This is a genomic window from Nostoc sp. PA-18-2419 (assembly GCF_005869855.1).
Lineage (GTDB): Bacteria > Cyanobacteriota > Cyanobacteriia > Cyanobacteriales > Nostocaceae > Nostoc.
In genome coordinates this window covers 1-19,552 of record NZ_SZNH01000062.1, presented here as the reverse complement: position 1 = coordinate 19,552, position 19,552 = coordinate 1, and the positions used below count along the sequence as shown (strand labels likewise).

Sequence of the window (19,552 nt, the reverse complement as noted above, 5' to 3'; positions counted from 1 at the left end):
TTTGAACCTATAAATGTCTCTAATTCATCTAGTTCTCCAACTTCTGGTATAGCATCTTCTTCTGGTACGTCTGGCAGCTTTTCTCCTATTTGTTTTACCCAAGAAATTATAGTAGTATGATGTACACCTTTAACCTGTTCAATCCCACGAAAACCGATACCATTAAGATACATTTTTAAACATTCTTGTTTAAGTTTCTCTGAGTATCCTTTTGGCGGATCGTACACATCAATAAATTGGCGCTCGCAGTTATTACAGATGTGATTTTGTTTACCTCTCCGTTTTCCATTCTTTCTAATTTCCGTAGACTCACAGTATGGACATTGCACAGTAGATGACCTCAATTCATCCCTCTATTATGCAACACCGATTTTATTAGTGGGATAGGTTGGTGTAGTATTCAGCCCAGATGGCAAAAAACTCGCCTCTGCTAGTAAGGACGGAACTGTGATTTTATGGGATTGGGATCTAGATCTGCTTATGGAGGATACTTGTAATTGGATGCAAAATTATCTCAATAATCTGAATTAAAGAGAAAAAGATCAAAAGATTAAAGATCCTGATGAAAAATTATGTAACAACATATACTAACACTCAGTAAGCACAGCAACACTACTTAACCAGTTTTCACCATACAACCCTCAACCCAACTACTATCAAATATCAATTCATAAATTCGATTATGAACTTTCAACGCACCCTGTTGCTTAACCACTAATCCCGACAACAGCAACTCCCTCTCTTCTGGACTATCAACAACACCCACCTGCCCATAATGGAGAATTTGCTGATATAGTTCTAATAACCCAACAGGGTAGAGAGTATTTTTGAGGATGCGATCGCGGATTGTTCGCAAATGCTCAGGCTCATCTTGAGACTCCCAATTGTCAATAATATGCGATCGCACCAAATTCTCCATCCAAACTGCTTCAGAGTTTGTGGGTATTTTCGATTTACAACTACGGATAATTTTACAAAGCTTTTGAGTTAAAAAAGGTTGCCCATTTGTCCAAGCTAATACTTCTTTTAGCACTACTTGTGGATTCCTAACTTTTGGTGTTAATCCTTGCAGCAAAGGTTGAGCTTCATGTAATTGAAAACCATTTAATTGAATTACTTTACCAATATTAAATGGCGTTCTTTGATAATCAGTAATTAAATCTGAGGGTGTTGCTACACCAAAAAAAGCAAATGTTAAACGTCGATATTCTGGGTTAAGAGTGCGTTGATTATAACAAAAACGAATCAATGCAAAAAAATCATTAGTAGGAAAACTTAACGCTAAAATACTATCAATTTCATCAATAAAAATAAAAATATTTTCGTTGTCAACTTGCTTAAGTAATATATCTTCAATAAATCGAGCTAAACATTGGATAAGTGATAAATCTTTTTGCTCATCCCACCAACTTTTAAAATTAACCTTACCTAGCAAATCAAAATTCTGCCACAATTCCACCATTAATCCTTTATACCATTGAGTAGAAGTAACGTTTTCACTACCTAAACGAGTAATGTCAACTGCTGCACAGCTAAATCCTTCTTGTTGAAGATAGTGTATCATCTGTACCATCAAGCTTGATTTACCCATTTGTCGAGCGTTTAAGACATAACAAAACTCTCCACCTTTTAATGCTTTATAGAGGTAACGGTCTGCGGAACGCACTACATAAGTGGGTGCATCCATAGGTAAGCTTCCCCCAACTTGATAATCAAAAGTTGAAGATTGTTCCGCACTTCTGAGTAGAGTATTTTCAAATATCAGTTCTGCTTGTGTAGCTTTAAGAATTACTAAGGTTTGTGATAACTCTTGAGTGCGTTCACTAACTTTTTGTTCTAAATTTTGGTTTGATTTTGCTAATTCTTCTTTTGCATTTTGTAAAGCCAGATTTTTTATTCCTAACTCCCAAATTAACTGCGTCCGTTCTGCTTGTGACCGTTTACGTTGTGTAATATCTTGAAAAGCAGCTATAGCATAGATAATTTTTCCCTTCTCATCAAAAATTGGCGTAGCTGACACCTCTAAAGAAATAATATTATCAGCTTGGTGAATTTCCATATCATCGACAGTAATACTCTTACCGTTCAATGCTTGCATAATCGGCTGCTGTTCTGTGGGATATAACTGTTTACTCTCTGACATATAAACTTGATAAATCTCACTCAATTTTGAGGCTGTAGTTTCTGGTATAATTCCTTTACCAAGTATTTGTTGAGCGGTTTGATTGGCATAGAAAGGTTGACCACTGCCATCAACCACAAAAATGCCTACTGGGACAGCTTCTAAAAATTGAGCTAGCTTGGCTTCGCTGGCACGTAATGCTTCTTCTGTCTGTTGGCGTACCGTAACTTCTTTTTGTAGACAACTTAATAGCTCTGCTTGAGCTTTTCGTGCTAAAACTTCCTGTTCCTTAATGCCTTTCATTTTCTGCACATGTTGCAGAGTTTTGTAAGTGGTAATTTCTAAATCTTGAAAGTTAATTGGTTTAGTTAAAAAGTCAAAAGCACCTTGATTCATTGCATATCTGATATTATCAATATCACTATAAGCGGAAATAATTACTGCCTTAATCATGGGATATAACTCATTAAGTTTAGTTATTAAAGCTAACCCATCCATTTGAGGCATAAAAATATCAGTTAATACTATATCTATATCTGGCTCTGCTTGTAGTTTGTCTAACGCCTCAATTCCGTTACGTGCAAAAAACAAATTAAATTGCTTTTCTCGAATTTCTTTTCTAAATTTCTGGCGGAGCAAGAGTTCTAAGTCAGACTCATCATCCACAACCAGTATTTTAGCTGGCATAGTTTTTTAGTTGATTAAACGTATTTATAAATTAAGTATTTTTTGCTTGAGTTGATTAAATTCAATTGGCTTAGTAATATATCCATCAGCACCATACTGTTTCGCAGTTAAATAATTATCTTCATCATCATAAGCAGTAATGATAAATACTTTCAACGCTGGATAATTTTCTTTAATCAGTTTGAGCATTTCTAAACCATTCATCCCACGCATATTAATATCCGTAACAATTAGATTTAGGCAATTAGTTAGTTTGTTTTGTAGAGATTCCAGTGCTTCCTCTGCTGAAAAAGCAAAATACAATTTAATTTGATTTTCTTTAAGTTCTCTCCTAAATTTTTGTTGAAACAAGAATTGGACATCTTGTTCGTCATCTACAACCATTATCTTCATTTACTTTTTTCTTGACAAATTGAATAAAATGTGATTTGTCAGAAAGCTATTAAAATACAACACCTATAGAATATTAACGTTAAAACTAGAGAATGTTATGCAAAAATGAGGCTAATATTAATCAAACTAATGTTACACAGCCATATAATTTTTCTTTTTAAAATATAAATGCATAAATATGTATTTTATCCAGAATATAAAAGTAAGTTTAATGGGTTTTGTGGTTTATCAATGATCGCTTGAACATCAATTGGAAGTCCCTTACAATTACCCAAGCAGTTTTCAGGCTATCTCTTCTCACCAGTAGCCTTAGGCAAGTTGATAATAAATTCAGTATAAATATTTACTTCGCTATTGACTTTTATTTTTCCTTGATGCTGCTGGACAATAATATCATAAGTTATGGATAGTCCTAAGCCTGTGCCTTCACCAGTAGGCTTAGTAGTAAAAAAAGGGTTAAAAATTTTATTTATTAGCTGTGGCGGAATACCTTCACCGTTATCATGAACGCAGATTTCTACTTGCTCGCCTAAATCTTTTGTACTGACACAGAGCGTAGGTAAAAATTCCTCAGCGATAAACTCTGTGTTTTCTTGAAAACGCATTTTCTTTTGATATGCTGCATAACAACTATTATTAATTATATTTATCAAAGCGCGACTAATATTCTGTGGTACGACATTTATTTGACCAAGGCGGCGATCATAGTCTGTTTCTATAATTATCTTAAAAGCAGTATCCTTGGCACGCATTCCGTGATACGCTAGGTCGATAGCTTCTGCCACCAAAGTGTTAATTTCTACTTGTTGGCGCTCACCACTTTGCCCGCGCGAGTGCATGAGCATTGCACTAACAATATTATCTGACCTTTTACCATGCTCATAGATTTTTTGAGCATTTTGTTTGAGATCGTTTAAAATTTCTTCTATATATTCTTTGCTCTGGGAGTCTAAAGAGTCTTTTTGATTTTCAATTTGTTCTCCTAACTCCTGAGCCAATTCTATGGATAGTTCAGCAAAATTATTTACGAAATTTAAAGGATTTTTGATTTCGTGAGCAATACCAGCTGCTAAAGCTCCCAGCGAAGCTAATTTCTCTTGAGCAATAATCTGAGCTTGTGTAGCTTTCAGCGTTTGCAGAATACTTGCCAGCTCTTCATTTTTCTCCTGTAATTCCTGAGTTCTTACCTTTACTTTTTGTTCTAAAGTCCGGTTATAATCCTCTAACTGCTCGTAAAGACGGGAATTCTCTATGGAAATGGCAGCTTGAGCTGAAAGAATTTTTAAAACTTCGACACGCTCTGGAGTAAATGCACCAGCTGTTAAATTATTCTCTAAATAAACAATGCCACTCAATTTACCTTGATAGAGTAAGGGAGTACAAAGAATTGATTTAGCTTGAGTGGCAATAATATATGGATCGTGAGTAAATTCTCCTTGATCAACTGCCTCATCTAAAACTACATTTTTATGTGTGTTAAATACATAGTTGATGATAGAAATTGATAAAAGATGTCTTTGGCTATCACGATTAACAGAATCCACTGGAACTGATTGTAGTGTAGTAACTTCTTGGGCATCAACTACGCCTTCAGCCTCAATGACTAAACTACCATTTTTATCAAGAATCAATAAACCTTTTTGAGCGCCTGCATTTTCAATGATGATATTCATCAATTTTTTGAGCAGCTTGCTGAGAATAATTTCATTAGTTAAAGTTTGGGATGCTTTAATAACTGTTGTTAAATCTAACACTTTTGTATTACTGTTAGTAGTAAAGGAAGTAGTATTGATAGTTTCAGCACCCGTTCGTTTTGTTACTTCCACAAAAAAATGTGAGTATTTGGATTCTAAATCTTTAACTTTAGCTGTTGCTCCCCAGTAAGCATAACAATGGTGTGCATTTTTCATGTATAACTGTCCTATCTCCTCTTTGGCAAGAGAGAGATAGAATTCTGCCGCACGTTCATAAGCTAGAGCTTCTTCATGAATAAATCCCTGCTTTTTAGCTCCTTGAATAGCTTTTTCATAAAATTCTTGGGCTTTCCACTTCTGTCCTAATACTCGTGCTTTCTCTGCTTCTATCAACTCATATTTATGTTGACAATTTTCTGGACAACAATCGGCCCATATCTTCATTCTCTCCTGATTTAATGATACTTTTTCTAAAAATTCATCTCGAAAAACTTTTTCTCCATCAAAGCAACAAGCAAGTAAAGCAAGCGAATAATAAAAATTATGTTGTATTGCAACTATATAGGAGGCAGAACTATCTGAATTATTTTTTGCTTGAATAGCATAAATAACAGCTTGGTCATATTTATGAAATAAATAATATAAAATTGTTTTTATTAAATAAGCACTAAACAATAGCCATACTGCTTTATTTTGAGTCCATTCTTTTAGCATTTTTTGCTCTTCTGCTAAAGAATTTCCAATCACTGCAAAATTTTCATTTTGCAAGTCATTTATTAAATTTAAAACAATAATTCTACAGTTTTTCATATAAAAAATTGTATATTGTTGTTTCAACTTGATATTTAAATCAATATATTCTTGATATTTATAATTTAATTCTTCAAGATTATACCCACTAAACATTAAAAATAAGCAATAAGCTGAAGCTGCATAAGAAGTATACTCTATATGCCCTGTATCAAGTCCTATGTTAATAGCTTCCTGCAATGTTTCAATTATGTTACCCTGACGAATTGGTTCTTTCCAATGTCGAACAAAACCACTAGTATAATGGAAAACAAGAGGTTTAGCTTCTTTAATATCAAATTTTTCTAATAAGTTTAAAGCTAATTGACCAAATCGATATCCAGTATCAATATCTTGCATCATTCCACACAATAACTTCGCATAAAAAGTATAAACACTAGTAGCTTGAGGTGGATTGCCATACTTAATACAAAGATTGATCGCAGTTAATGTTACTAGAGAAAATAAAAGAGGATTACTAATAATTGCCGCAGTAGTAACAATCATTAAAATTCTTACAGCTGCAAGTTTGTATAAATCTGTCATTATTGGTAAATCAGACAAATCCTCAATTTGCCTATTTTGCAACAATAATTTTATAGCTTTTTGTTCTTGACTAATATGATTACTATCTGGGATTTGAGGTAGATGAATTCCTAGTTGTGCTAAAACCTGATGTGCAATGTCTATAGCTGATTGCATTTCAATTGTAGCAATATGTGATTGAATTTTTAGCTCATAAGTTCTTACTTTATCAAGAATAGATTTGGCTCTTTTAAATATAATATTAGATAAATATTCAGCTTCTTCAAACTGAGTATTCATATATTGTAATTCTACAGCTTCTACATAAAGAGCAAGTGTCAATTCATATCGATTATCCCAACTATTTACTGACAACAATTTTAAGCCAATCTCTATATATTTAATAGCTGTTTCGTAAGCAGCTGCATTTTTAGCTTTTCTAGCAGCAATTAAATTTAGATGAGCTAGCTTATCTTTTTCTATTTGAAGAGTAATTAAATATAAACTAGTATTTAGATGATTAACAATATTAAATATATTTTCTTCTAATTTATCTTGTGTAGTATTCTCTAATATAAGTTGACCTACTTTAAAATGAACTTCTTGCTTTTGCTCATTTGGGATTAAACTATAAGCAGCTTGCTGAACTCGGTCGTGCAAAAATTTGTAGGATATAGAAGATGGAAAATCAGGCATAATCGCAGAAGATGTTTTTGAGCGATCGCTCCCTTGTTCTCGCCAAAGAATTGGAATTTTATACGCCTCACTCAGAGGTATAATTAAGCCTTCTTGAATAGCTGGTAAAAGTTCAATAGCTATATCAACAAGAGATTTTTTACTGACTACAGAAAGTACATCTAAATCAAATTGATTTCCGATACAAGCAGCTAACTTTAAAGCTTCTTGGACATTTCTATCTAATCTCTCAATTTTACTAACCATCAAATCAACTACGTTATCAGTTATCTCTACTTTTTTAATCTCTGCAATATTCCATTGCCAACGACGAGTACTAAAATTAAATAATAAAAGTTTTTGTGTATATAAAGCTTGAAGTAGCTGATTCAAAAAGAAAGGATTACCATTAGTTTTATTAAATACTAGTTCCGCTAAAGATTTGGACTCTGTTACTGAGCAGCCAAATGTATCGACAATTAATTCTCCAACATTTCCTAAGTTCAATGGTTGGACAATAATTTTACTTATATTAACACCAGAATTTTGAATTTTATCCAAAGTTTGCATCAAAAAATGAGTGGGACTAACTTCATTATCTCGATATGCTCCAATCATCAACAAGTGTTGGCTATCGATATTACTCATAAATAATTCAATTAACTTTAATGAAGCTGAATCTGACCACTGTAAATCATCTAAAAAAATAACTAAAGGATGTTCTTTTTTTGTAAAAACACTAAGGAATTTTTGCAAAACTAAGTTGAATCGATTTCGGGATTCGGTTGGACTTAAGTGTAGTACTGAAGGTTGTTTTCCAATAATTAATTCTACTTCTGGAATAACATCAATAATGACTTGACCATTAGTTCCAAGTGCTGCTAATAATTTTTGTTTCCATGTGTACAATTGTGTTTGGCTTTCTGTGAGCAACTGCCGAATCAATTCTTGAAATGCTTGTATAAAACAAGTGTAGGGAATATTTCGCTTAAATTGGTCTAATTTACCAGAGATAAAATACCCTTGTTTCTGGACAATTGGTTTATGAATTTCATTTACTAAAGCTGACTTACCGCTACCAGAATAACCACCTACAACAATCATTTTTGTATAGCCTTTGCTAACTACCTCAAAACTTGTTAATAGCTGGTCTATTTCAATTTCTCGACCGTAGAGTTTTTGAGAAACTTTAAACTTATTTGAAATATCTTGGCTTCTTAAACTTAAATCTGAAATCTGTCCTAAATTCTGTAATCGTGTGAGACAAGTTGTTAAATCTGCTATCAGTCCCCAACTACTTTGATACCTCTCTTCTGAAGTTTTCGCCATTAATTTCATGACGATACTTGAAACAATTTTAGGACAGCGTTCTTCTCCTACTAAAATATGGGGTGGTACAGGTAATTGAGCTATATGGCAATGTACCAACTCCATAGGTTCAGTTGTTGGAAAAGGTAATTGCTGAGTAAGTAACTCATAAAAAGTTACTCCTAAAGAATAAAAGTCAGTTCGGTAATCTATCACCCGATTCATTCTGCCAGTTTGTTCTGGTGAAATATAAGCTAGGGTTCCTTCTAAGTGTTCCGGATTGCGAATTATCGGGTTCTCTGTTGATAAGATGCTAGAAATGCCAAAGTCAATAATTTTCAGTTGTCCGGTTTTTGGATTAAAAACGATATTCGATAGATTAATATCTTTATGAATAATATTGGCAGTATGAATAGCACTCAAGCTTTTCGTAATCTTGATGGCAAGTGCCAAAAACTCAGTTAATGTAAACTGTTGTTTTAGCATTAATATTTTTAGAGAATCACCACCAAAATCCTCTAAAAGCATGACTAAACTATTTTTATATCTGTGTAACTCATAAGCTTTGATTGCCGCATCCAAATTTAGAGAATGGGTAATTTCATATTCTTGTTTATACCTAATGAGTTCTGACGGAATAGGATAATCTTCTTTAAGAATCTTCAAAATTACAGGCTGACCATTCTGACTACGTATAGCTCTATAAACTAAAGAGTTAGAGCTTTCATAGATTTTGGCTATAATTTGGCAGCCAACAATGGCATTCATAATTTATATTTATTATTTTTGAAGCGGTGCTTTAAACTGACTTTTCACAATATGTGAAAAAGGTCATTTTGATGATTTCCCAAATCCTGATTTCTCCGTTAGCTATTTTCATTAACAAGGAAGTTATTGAGAATTTACTTGTGGAAAAAGCCACACTTTTTTGGGGCTTGAGGACTTCCAATGAAAAGTCAAGTGCTTTAACTACTAATCAACTTAATTATATACTGAGGCAGAAGTGTTGAATGTTAAGAAAAATCCAATAAAAATAACCCAAGATATGATATTTTGGGGCTAAGACTTAAAATATATTAGTTTGATTGTAATTATAAATTCATTTCCCAAAATTGTCAAAGATATTCAGAAAAGCCTGTGAAAAAACGATTATTTTAGTATTGAACAGTCGTTTCTTCTTTGAATGCTGGCTATCCTATGCTTATGCTGGGATGTTGAACTAAAATTACGATCAAAACTATTTTGTGCATGGATGTTTTGCAGTGTAAAACTCCGTCTATGGTACGCAAAGAAATTTATATTTATTTGCTGGCTTACAATCTACTTCGTTGTTTAATGTGGTCGGCTGGAACTACTTATGGTACTCCTCCAAATCGCTTGTCATTACAAGGTACTCGATATCATTTAAACAACTTTATTTTCCAATTGTTAGCAGCAACTTCAACAAAAAGTCTCCGAATTTATCAGACTTTACTGAAAGTTATTGTTCACAAAGTAGTTCCCGAGCGCCCTGCAAGAAGTGAAGCACGAGTCCGTAAACGCCGCCCGAAAGCTTACCCCTTAATGATGAAACCCCGGCATGAATTACGCCAACAATTGCAAACTGCTTAAACCACAAGTGTTTCCGCTTTTCTTAGTGCCACTCGGCACTATATCTTACATTTCTACAATTTCATTGTCACCGTTTTAACTTCGGTGTATTGCTGTAAGCCATACTCGCCGAGTTCACGACCCATTCCGGACTGCCGAAACCCTCCAGCAGGGGCCGCAGCATCGAGGACACCGTAGCAATTCATCCAGACGGTGCCTGCTCGGACATTATTGGCAATCGTGTGAGCCTTGGTGATATCCTTAGTCCAAACTCCTGCTGCGAGACCATAAGGTGTGCTATTGGCTTGCTCAATCACCTCATTAATGTCCCGAAACTTGAGAATACTCATTACCGGACCAAATATCTCTTCCTGGGCAATTTTCATATGATTCTGGACATCGGCAAAGACGGTTGGCTCAATAAAGTAACCGCGATCGCCTCTTTGATTGCCACCACACAACAGTTTAGCCCCCTCACGAACTCCTAACTCGATGTAGCGCATCACGTTGTCAAATTGTATCTTGTCTATCTGTGGTCCCTGCTCAGTCTTGAGATCGAACGGATCGCCAACTATACGTCGTTTGGCCCTTTCAACACTTTTCTCTACAAACTCGTCGTAACACTTTTCTTCTACAAAGACGCGCGATCCTGCCGTACAAACTTGCCCCTGATTGAAGAAGAGCGCAAGATGAGCTCCCTCAATTGCCTGCTCAATATCTGCATCCGCAAAGATAATGTTGGGGCTCTTACCACTAAGGTGATACGTAACACGCTTGAGATTACTATGAGCTGCCGCTTCTAAAATCAGCCGTCCTACTTCAACTGATCCCGTAAAAGTAACTTTGTCAATATTCATATGCCGAGCAATAGCCCCACCTGTTGTTGGTCCATAACCAGGGAGGATATTAACCACACCGGGAGGGAAACCAGCTTCGAGAATTAGCTCTCCTATTCGTAGTGCAGATAATGGAGTCTGTTCAGCAGGTTTGAGGATAAGGGTGTTGCCAGTGGCTAAGGCTGGTGCCATCTTACACGCCTGTAGTACGAGCGGGAAGTTCCAGGGAATAATCTGACCAACTACCCCTACTGGCTCATGTCGCGTGTAGCAAAAGTAAGGACCATTAATAGGAATTGTCTTACCTTGAATCTTATCTGCCCAGCCAGCATAATAGCGATATATAGAGATAACTAGGGGCAGATCTACGTTCAGTGATTCATTTAGAGGCTTGCCATTATCTAATGTTTCCAACCGCGCCAGTTCTTCTTTATTTTGCTCAATCAGATCAGCTAGTTTGTAGAGCAATTCGCCTCGGCGAGTGGCAGACATTTGTGTCCAATCTCCGGTAGTAAAGGCTTTGCAAGCTGCCTCTACTGCCCGATCAACGTCGGAAGCCTGTGCTTCTGCTACATCACAGATTACTTCCCCTGTTGCCGGATTAATGGTTTCAAATCGTTTTTCAGAAACACCCTCTACCCATTCATTATTAATCAATAATTGGGTTGGTCCGATCTTAACCTGTTGCTTCGCTCCTATAGCAATTACCATAATAGTTTCCTTGATTTTTATTAGGCTAATCTTAACTTTTACTTTTTTGGCTCTTTAGCCTTAGACTTTTTTATTCCAGTCTATAAAAACGAGCGGCATTATCCCAGAGGATTTTTTGTACTATTTCTTTGGGTAGCTGTTCCAGAAGTGCCTGCTTGATGTCTAAAACATCTGGCTTTTCTTTTAGCTTTTCTTCTTGTCTTCCCCAATGGACGTGGGGATAGTCAGAACCAAAGAGCAATTTATCCGAACCAATATACTCAATGACCTGCTCCAGGTAAGGTTCTCCTAGCTCAAGTCCAATAAAACATTGGCGACGGAAATAGTCTGAAGGCGGCATCTTGACGTTATCTTTAACTTCCCAGTAGTGGCACTCGTACTCTTCATCTAGTCGCCACAGCCAATACAGAAGCCAACTACAGCCTGATTCTAGAAATCCGACCCGAAGTTTGGGATGACGCTCCAAAACCCCGCCTTCAATCAAGGAGAGCAAAGCCATCATCTGCTCCATTGGATGAGAGCAAGCCCGTAGGGCAAACCGAGTGTGAAAGCGATCAGATCCAGTTGTTGGTAGACGGCTATGAGTTCCTTCATGTATTCCCACTGCTATTCCTAATTCTTCACACGCTATCCAAAATGGCTCGTAGGCAGGATCGCTCAATATCCGCCCTTTGACGGGGTTAGGGCGTAAACACACTGCTTGACAGCCAAGCTGTATAATGCGATGCAGTTCTGGAACCATTTCTTCCGGAGCATGAAGATTGACTAGACCCACTCCCTTGAGTATATCTGGGGCATAGCTGCAAAATTCTTGATATAACCAATTGTTGTAAGCACGAGTAAAAGCTCCGGCTAAAGAAGGCTTCATGGTATCCATTGCCAGAATGAATAGCCCAACAGTGGGATAGATGAATGATACATCTGCTCCCATCTGTTCCATTGTTAAGACATGCAGCTTATTGCTAAAACCATTGAGCCTAGCCTGTGGGTGAGCCTGAAGAATTTGTTGAGCCCATCGGTTAGCTGCTTCAACGGAAACTTGACCGTAAATATCCTCACCCTGAATTTTCCTATCGGGTGACGGGGCAAAATCCTTATAGCCAGGTTCCAAATACTTTTCCCATATATTTAAAGGTTCAAACACATGGGTGTCTGAATCAATAATATTATATTTTTTGTACATAGAGCAATTAACTCCGGTAATTTTTTGAATTTCTCAACCCTTTTAGCTTCATATAACTATTTCCTTGTTTTTTCTGACCTAATTAAAGTCTTTTATATTAAGTGATAACCTGCCATTACATCCACATTGGAAAAGGATTTAGTTGATGTTCCAGGAATGGCTCTTTCAACCAGCCCATTTTTATGGGAACCTCATACAGTCGCCCCGAACCTAGCCGTTTCCACCAGTGACGCATTCCTGGAATTATTACCTTGACTACTTTCAAACCGATATCGGGACGAGTCTGATCCAACACCAGCATTTCCATACCGTTAGTTTTAACGATTTGCTGGCAGGTCATTACATCTTCTAGCAGATCATCACGTTGAAATTGCAAATAATTAGCACAAACTTTGGTGGTGATACTTTTATCAGGAACCAGATAAGATTGATTTTCCAACGTTGCCATTTTCCACCATTGAATAGGAAGGGAATCTGAGGAGGAAGGATACTGAGTGCTACCATCCGACTTAGCAAATAAAACGTAAGGAAGACTCTGGTTCATTTCAGTCAATGCTCTACTAATGGCAATCTTGGCATCAAAATGGGCACCAAACCCAAGGATAATATCTTCTACTTTTTGATCGCTTCTTCGGCTGATAGCAACAAAGGCAGGAATATTTAGATCGCTAGTGATATCTAAAACCCAAAGTTCGCGCTGCAAGGTCTGATAGTAGTTTTTTAAGGTTTGGAAATAGGAATCGGCGAAGCTGTCCAAATCTACCTGCGCTTTCTTGAGGCGATTATACCACCATAAAGCAACACAGTCTCGCTCGACTAATTCCATGAATCCTTGCAGAATGGCTTCTTCTAATGTGTTGCCAGCCGCACTACCATTGAGATCGGCCCAACAATAAGGATCTGGGAGATTAGGATAGTTGAAGTAGCAGTAAGCTGTTGGTAAAAACTTAAATTGCTGATTAGTTAATGACCAAACAGGTGTCCACTCAATTTCTTGATCTTCATCAAAAGGTTCTGGAACGCGCTGAAACCAGCTATAACACTCTTGATTCCATTGATGGCGATGTTCATATTGCTCCTGGCTGAATTTCATGCAGGCATTGGGGTGAATGGCTCGATCTGCGATTTTTTGGTAACTTACTGTTTGCCTGATTTCATCGCCTTGAAACACGTGGGAATATCGCTCAATCGCTTCACAAAATCCACTTGCCTTCGCTTGCGATTCTGTTCTCCCTTTCCCCGCACTTCTGCCGCTAATGTTTTGCTGTAATGCATTGAGGTCATCAAAGATTGTGGCGAAATGATGACTTGCTACATACGTATGAATTAAACCCTGCGGGTCTTGCTGGCTCTTCCTTAGTTCTCGGACAACGCCCGTCAAAGGACTAATATGGTGTTGATATTTCCGCAGGGTTTCTTCGGGAGATATGGAACGATGCCCTCCATCGGCTGTAAATGTCTTCTGGCAGTGTCCTAAGATTAGAGGATCAGGTTCACGGTTCAAGCCATTAGCGATCGCCCCACAACTTGAACACTGAGGACGCTTGACCAGGATATGGGATTGTGTTTTTAAAGAAAGGGTATCGTAAGTAACGATTCTTCCTTCGATGTGGGCATTCTCTCCTTGAACAATCCACTTAAAGAGTTCGGTAGCTGCCATACTTAAGGCTATTTGGCCGGTAGTGGGAAGACCGCCGAGGGGGGAAATTAAAGGAGTAGTTCTGCTATGTTGATGTTTCGCAATAAACTGTTCCACAGGTCGGTTATCTTGCAAGCGTTGAGCGAGGCATTGCCAGCAACCAGTTTTCCCTGGAACAAAGATAGGACCTATCCAGAGAATAGTTCCAACAGGCTTGACTAGCATCCAGGGTCGTGAAAGGGTTAAGGCTTTCTGGTTAAAGCGTGCCAAGCCATCTTTGAGATAGTCATCGGTCAGAATGATCTCAATCGCGCCTTCCTCTTCGATTTGAAGATGGAGAGATTCAAGAGCGGTTTTGAGTTCGGACGTGGGCAGATTTGAGCAAAATGACCTAATCCCTACTTTAGTTGTTTGCAGCCGATCATAAGCGATATGGGAATCAATCCCTAAATGTTCGCAGAAGATGGTGAAGTTGGATGGCAAGGAAACAGTACCTTCGGCAAGGTAGCCATTCCGTTCCATCTCCATCAGAGTATAGTAAATCTCCGTTAGAGGAAACTTCTCTGACAGCCAAAGCTGATTCACAATTTCGTCCACTGTATTTTGACCATCAACCAGAGCAATGAGCCGTTGATAGAGGTGACCTCTGAGTAGAAACGAACCTCTCTCAGACAACAGCAGAAGAACTTTGTCTTTCTCTAAGGTTTCAACATCAAGTGAGCGAAAACGCTGCTCCAATCGCGGCTTATTGTACATACTATCTAAATCGAATGGGTTGCCGCTAAATTTACCGAAACAGTACTGTTTCTAATTAGAGATTATTGAGCAAAACCACAGTTTAATTCACTAGAATTAAGCTAAAACTAAGAATTTATCTAGCCATATCTTAACAAGTTAAAGGTATCCAACGGCTAATTTGAACTGGACTAATTCCAACTGGAGTGTAGGGTTGTTCACCATCTGGACTATTGACCCACTCTTCTAGAATCTCAGGATTATTTGTTAACTCAGCAGGAAGTTCTGTAGGGTATGGGATTGTTATATTATAATTAGTAAATTCACCTGCATCTTCTTTTGCAAAAGACGTAACTTTTGCAATAGTTAGTTCACCAATATATACTACTCCTGTAGAATTCGGTTCAGGTGTAAGCTCACATCTGTCTATCTTAAATGTGGCGTATTCAGCATCAAGCTCAGAGAGGAGACCACGATCCTTGAGAAAAGACTTCACTTTATGTGGATCGCCCTCAGTAAATACATCTTTAGCCTCACTATCACCGTCACGTAGCCAGGACTTGGCAATAAGTTGAGATAGTTTCTTAGAAGGCTGGAGAACATTAAAGGGAGACCCATTTTCTTTTACCTTTGTGGCTAGTGGGGCTAGTTGTTTCTCTATTTCTCCCTTAGTAGGAGTTAAGATCGTGTCCGATTCCGTTTCAACCAGAGACCAAGGAGGTTGATTAGAGTCGGAACTAATGAAATTTATTATTCCATAAATAAACTTAGTCAAAGAAGAAGGAATCTTATCATTAGGAGCAAGATTACCAAGATAAAGAAGATCCGCAAGGTGTTGGTTAGAAACACCAAAAATGTTAAATGTAAAGTCTTTTAGATCTATAACTTTTGACGGTTTATTTGGATTTGTTTCTAAAATTGCAACAAAATTAAAGAATTTAGCCTCCTCCTCGCTTACAATCCTCTCATTGATCAGGAATTGTGTGATTTCTTCATCAGACCGAAGATTTTCGCCACGTAACTGGGCTATTGCAATGCGCTGAGAGAGCCTCTTATGAGTTTCAAGATAATTTAACGCATTCGGTGAATTATTACTCATCATAATCTCCTACTAGGGAATCACTATCATTAGACAAAAAGCTTTTGACTCTCAAAATATCACCGATACAATTGACAACTAGGGGTCGCTTTATTGTCATGTATCTTAATCAGTCCTATGCTATTTAATTTGTAAGCTGGTATAAGAGCTAAGTATACAGGATCAGCGGCACTTATGCTGTTATTAAGGGCACTAGCTAATTCTGGTTGCTCTTGCAGTATTACCCAATGGCGCTGCAAGTGATGATTATAAATTCCGGCTGCTGTAGGGGTAGTTTCCAACAGATGCGCTCATGTCCATCTCCCAAACAATAAACAGTTTTACTGATGTTTTAGCTGTTGACCCAATTAGTGAGTCTGAGATTATCTTGAAAAATTTATTTATGCTTCAAAAAGCTAGCTGTTTCCAAAAATCAGCCCACTAATGATTAGCCCGAATTACTTGTAAAGCAACAATACCTTCGCCAATTTATGAGGCTTGGGAATGGGCTTGAACAGAGTGAATACGACCTAAACCTATGAGCTTATGAAAAATCTTGGCCAATAAAATAGGTCTAGGTTTTTGAGGAAGCATTTTTATCATTTTGTGAACATATAGAAAACCTCGGCAGTATGCTTTTAGATCAATAATGCTGCCTGCGGGGTTGTGTTGACGGAAATTAGCCAGAAGGTGATGGGACAAATTGACCATAAAAAAAGAGAGATTTGCCGCGTTAGTCACTGCCGTTTGGCTCTTGGTCATGAAATCTTCTAACCCCCAAAATTGCTTGGCATCACGGAAGTTGAACTCGATCTGAAAACGTAGCTTGTAGTAGTCGATGATTTGCTCGTAGGTCAAATCTAAACTAATCTAAATTCGCTTAACTACAATTAATAATATCTATTTAATATTTTATTCCAATGTAGAATATTAAAAAATACATATTTTTTAATAATTATAAGTTCTATAAATTTTACAAGATTTTTATATTAAATATATGAGTTTTTGTATGAGAAAAATATGTTTTCATTTCCATAATATCTATTATTTAAATATGATTAAAAACTAATACTAAAACCTAGCAGTAATTATCTGTAACCCCAGCTTTGAGCCAATATTTTTTTATTCAGTGAGAAGCTTTGGCTGAAAATACTGTCGATATAACTGACAACTAAGTGTGGCTTGGTTATTATTTAACTCGATCAGCCCCATACTGCTTAACTTATAAGCAACAATAGGTTCCAATAGCATTGGTTCGGTGGAATTCATTACAGTAGCAAGAGCGATCGCTAATTCAGTCTGCTCTTGCAAGGTTGCCCAATGACGTTGCAAGTGGTGAACATAAGGCCCAGTGGAAGTAGGAGCACTTTCTAGTAATTGTGGGAGAGTTACCTCCCCACGATTGAGATGGTAGAGTGCTATGTTCACTAATGCGGGATGTCCCTCAACCAGATCCATAAGTTGTCTAGCTTCATCCCCATCAGTCCAGTTAATTCCATATTGCTGGGCCAACTGTTGCACCTGTTCTAAACTGAAGCTGGTTAATTTAATTGGTAAGCCGACATTGAAAGGAGACTGCTGAAGTTGGAGAGGAACATAAATTTCAGTTGAGTGAACTATGATTAGGCGCAGCTTTTGCCAGATAGGTAATCTTCTGGCATCTTCATACCAAGAACGCAGCAGGGGTAAAAAATCCTTAGCGACTTGGGGATACTCAAAAATCTGGTTGACCTCATCCAATGCCAAGACCAAAGGAGAATCAATCTGCTCTAGTAAATAATTTTTGATATACAAACCACAGCTAACTTTGCTACCAATATCATCATCCCAGTAATCATCTAGTTTCGGCTCTAACTGAAGCTGACTAGTGACGTTGGCACATAGCCAACGCAAAAAACGATTCAGGTTACTCAATATTGCTTGGTCGGTTTGTTCCAGATTTAAGCTAACAGTACGGTAGCCCTGACATTCCGCATAGTCTAGAGTCCTCAGCAGTAGTGAGGTTTTACCCATTTCTTTGGGAGCTTTAATCCGCACCAATGCTCCTGGCTTTCTAATTTCTGCATAAACCTGCTCCTCAATAAAATAGCGTTCCAGGTAGATGGGAGAATCAGGCGGAACTGCACCACTGGGATAGCGAGGTGAACACTCTTGACTAGAGTCTGAGGATAGTCCTTTGACCTGCTGTCTTTGTGTTTTCATTAATGGCGCTGTTTGGGAAGCAGCATAAGACTCCATCAGCATACGACAGTTTTTTTTAGTCACACGCTGACCAATCAAATCAGAGAGCCGTTTACACAACTCTGGGGCTACTACATTTGTCAAGTATCCAGCACTGTAGCCACCTTCTTCAGCAATTTTGTTATAGGTCTGATATTCCCAGATGCCGCGAAGAATGAGAACTTCTGTGGAATTGAGTGGACGATTTTGGCTCTCCACCAACTTGCGGTTAACTATCTCAATCAGAGAATCAAGGTTCATAGAGGCTCAAAGCTCATTTTGTGCCTATAAATTGACCTGTCCATAATCAAAATACCGTTTTTTGGCATAAAACGGAGTAGAGATTTATAGACACAAACAATTTTTTTAAAGATTGGTTTGAAAGTCTTATGTATTATTAGTTAATTATATAACAATACCGTTGCCAATTTACGAGGGTTCAACGCCTGTAGAAAGGGGATGAATACGACCATTAGCAGTGAGTTGGGCAAAATCTGGGTTAATAAAATAGGCTTAGGCGTAATAGCCAAGCATTTTTAATATTTCACGAACATATTGAAAACCCGATAGTAAGCTCTAAGATCAATAATCCTAGAGTCGGGATTGTGTTGACATAAATTATACAGAAGGTAATAAGATAAGTTGACCATAAAGAATACTAGATTAGCTGTATTAGTCACAGCAGTTTTGCTCATATTCATAAAATCTTCTAACCCCCAAAACTGCTTCGCATCACGAAAGTTAAACTCGATTTGAAAACGAAACTAGACTAGGAAACGCTATATTCCATTGATGACAAGCTTTTTGCTTCCGCGATCGCCGTCGAACTCATGTCCCATTAAGTCTGTTTTGCAAGCTGCCAACCCTCACAGAGGTCATGTAATTTTAACCAACCTCGCCACAGTACCTAGATACCAGTTGGTGTTTTGCTTCGATGTTCTAGGTAGCCACCTTTCTGGAGCAACAGCTTCAACGGCCCAGCTAAGTGTTAGCACTTTAGGGAGTTTGGGAGACTTAGAGCCTATCCATAAATAAAAATCCATGTTAAAACTCGGATCAAGCCCCTGTTAAGAAGGAGTAGAAAGATGAGTTTGACGCAATCATGGGAAGTAAGCGATGCGTTTTGGGCGATTGTAGAACCGTTGATACCGCACAAGCAACGACAGGAAGATAAGGAATACAAGCGGGCTTATGGCGGTGGGCGAAAATCCTTGGATAAGCGGCAAATCTTTGCCGCCATTGTTTATGTTCTCCGGACAGGGATTCAATGGAAGGCATTGCCTAAGGAGAAGTTTGGCAGCCCAAGTGCAGTACATCGGTATTTCCAAGAATGGCGGGATGCTGGTTTTTTCGTTGAATTGTGGTGT

The 19,552-nt window shown here is 37.6% G+C and carries 13 protein-coding genes and 4 pseudogenes; 5 read left to right on the top strand and 12 right to left on the bottom strand.

What is annotated here, in order from left to right; genetic code table 11:
- On the bottom strand, positions 1 to 329 hold a 329-nt coding region (locus tag FCR06_RS30530; RefSeq protein ID WP_138506495.1), incomplete at its 3' end, for an IS1 family transposase.
- Positions 330 to 399: 70 nt separating this feature from the next.
- On the opposite strand from FCR06_RS30530, the pseudogene FCR06_RS35015 reads away from it, so the two are divergent.
- Positions 400 to 531 (top strand): annotated as a pseudogene (locus tag FCR06_RS35015) (hypothetical protein); the annotation flags it as partial.
- A gap of 85 nt (positions 532 to 616) precedes the next feature.
- Here the strand turns inward: FCR06_RS35015 and FCR06_RS30525 are convergent.
- The 3 genes from FCR06_RS30525 to FCR06_RS30515 form a co-directional block, all read right to left on the bottom strand.
- Positions 617 to 2,809, bottom strand: a complete 2,193-nt coding sequence (locus FCR06_RS30525) for an AAA-like domain-containing protein (RefSeq protein WP_138506493.1) — start codon at positions 2,807 to 2,809, stop codon at positions 617 to 619.
- Positions 2,810 to 2,833: 24 nt separating this feature from the next.
- Positions 2,834 to 3,193 carry a response regulator gene (locus FCR06_RS30520; protein ID WP_223280363.1) on the bottom strand — a complete coding sequence of 120 codons (360 nt, stop codon included), beginning with the start codon at positions 3,191 to 3,193 and terminating at the stop codon, positions 2,834 to 2,836.
- A gap of 296 nt (positions 3,194 to 3,489) precedes the next feature.
- A complete protein-coding gene (locus FCR06_RS30515) occupies positions 3,490 to 8,961 on the bottom strand; it encodes an ATP-binding sensor histidine kinase (protein ID WP_138506489.1) in 5,472 nt (1,823 codons plus the stop codon).
- A gap of 316 nt (positions 8,962 to 9,277) precedes the next feature.
- Between FCR06_RS30515 and FCR06_RS35010 the strand changes: the two are divergent.
- Together FCR06_RS35010 and FCR06_RS30505 are read left to right on the top strand one after the other, a co-directional pair.
- Positions 9,278 to 9,392, top strand: a pseudogene (locus FCR06_RS35010) (IS4 family transposase); the annotation flags it as partial.
- Between the two features lie 79 nt (positions 9,393 to 9,471).
- Positions 9,472 to 9,804: a hypothetical protein gene (locus tag FCR06_RS30505; protein ID WP_189523638.1), complete on the top strand. Its 333-nt coding sequence runs from the start codon at positions 9,472 to 9,474 to the stop codon at positions 9,802 to 9,804.
- A 53-nt stretch (positions 9,805 to 9,857) separates the two neighbouring features.
- On the opposite strand, the gene FCR06_RS30500 is transcribed toward FCR06_RS30505, so the two are convergent.
- From FCR06_RS30500 to FCR06_RS34015, 8 genes and pseudogenes are all read right to left on the bottom strand, one after another.
- Positions 9,858 to 11,330 (bottom strand): aldehyde dehydrogenase family protein, encoded by a 1,473-nt coding sequence (locus FCR06_RS30500; RefSeq protein WP_138506487.1) that lies wholly within the window; start codon positions 11,328 to 11,330, stop codon positions 9,858 to 9,860.
- 70 nt (positions 11,331 to 11,400) lie between these two features.
- Positions 11,401 to 12,513: an amidohydrolase family protein gene (locus FCR06_RS30495; RefSeq protein ID WP_138506485.1), complete on the bottom strand. Its 1,113-nt coding sequence runs from the start codon at positions 12,511 to 12,513 to the stop codon at positions 11,401 to 11,403.
- A 115-nt stretch (positions 12,514 to 12,628) separates the two neighbouring features.
- Positions 12,629 to 14,908 carry a TOMM precursor leader peptide-binding protein gene (locus FCR06_RS30490; protein WP_138506484.1) on the bottom strand — a complete coding sequence of 760 codons (2,280 nt, stop codon included), beginning with the start codon at positions 14,906 to 14,908 and terminating at the stop codon, positions 12,629 to 12,631.
- Between the two features lie 130 nt (positions 14,909 to 15,038).
- Entirely contained in the window at positions 15,039 to 15,989 is a 951-nt protein-coding gene (locus FCR06_RS30485; RefSeq protein ID WP_138506482.1) for a hypothetical protein, read from the bottom strand.
- A 56-nt stretch (positions 15,990 to 16,045) separates the two neighbouring features.
- Positions 16,046 to 16,267 (bottom strand): AAA-like domain-containing protein, encoded by a 222-nt coding sequence (locus FCR06_RS35005; RefSeq protein WP_189523637.1) that lies wholly within the window; start codon positions 16,265 to 16,267, stop codon positions 16,046 to 16,048.
- 187 nt (positions 16,268 to 16,454) lie between these two features.
- Positions 16,455 to 16,829: pseudogene (locus tag FCR06_RS30475) on the bottom strand (transposase); the annotation flags it as partial.
- Positions 16,830 to 17,087: 258 nt separating this feature from the next.
- Entirely contained in the window at positions 17,088 to 18,446 is a 1,359-nt protein-coding gene (locus tag FCR06_RS30470; RefSeq protein WP_138506480.1) for an AAA-like domain-containing protein, read from the bottom strand.
- Between the two features lie 168 nt (positions 18,447 to 18,614).
- A pseudogene (locus FCR06_RS34015) lies at positions 18,615 to 18,946 on the bottom strand (IS4 family transposase); the annotation flags it as partial.
- A gap of 31 nt (positions 18,947 to 18,977) precedes the next feature.
- On the opposite strand from FCR06_RS34015, the gene FCR06_RS35000 reads away from it, so the two are divergent.
- Positions 18,978 to 19,220, top strand: a complete 243-nt coding sequence (locus FCR06_RS35000) for a hypothetical protein (protein ID WP_138506477.1) — start codon at positions 18,978 to 18,980, stop codon at positions 19,218 to 19,220.
- A gap of 50 nt (positions 19,221 to 19,270) precedes the next feature.
- Positions 19,271 to 19,552 (top strand): transposase (locus FCR06_RS30460; protein ID WP_138506475.1); only part of this gene is annotated, 282 nt, incomplete at its 3' end.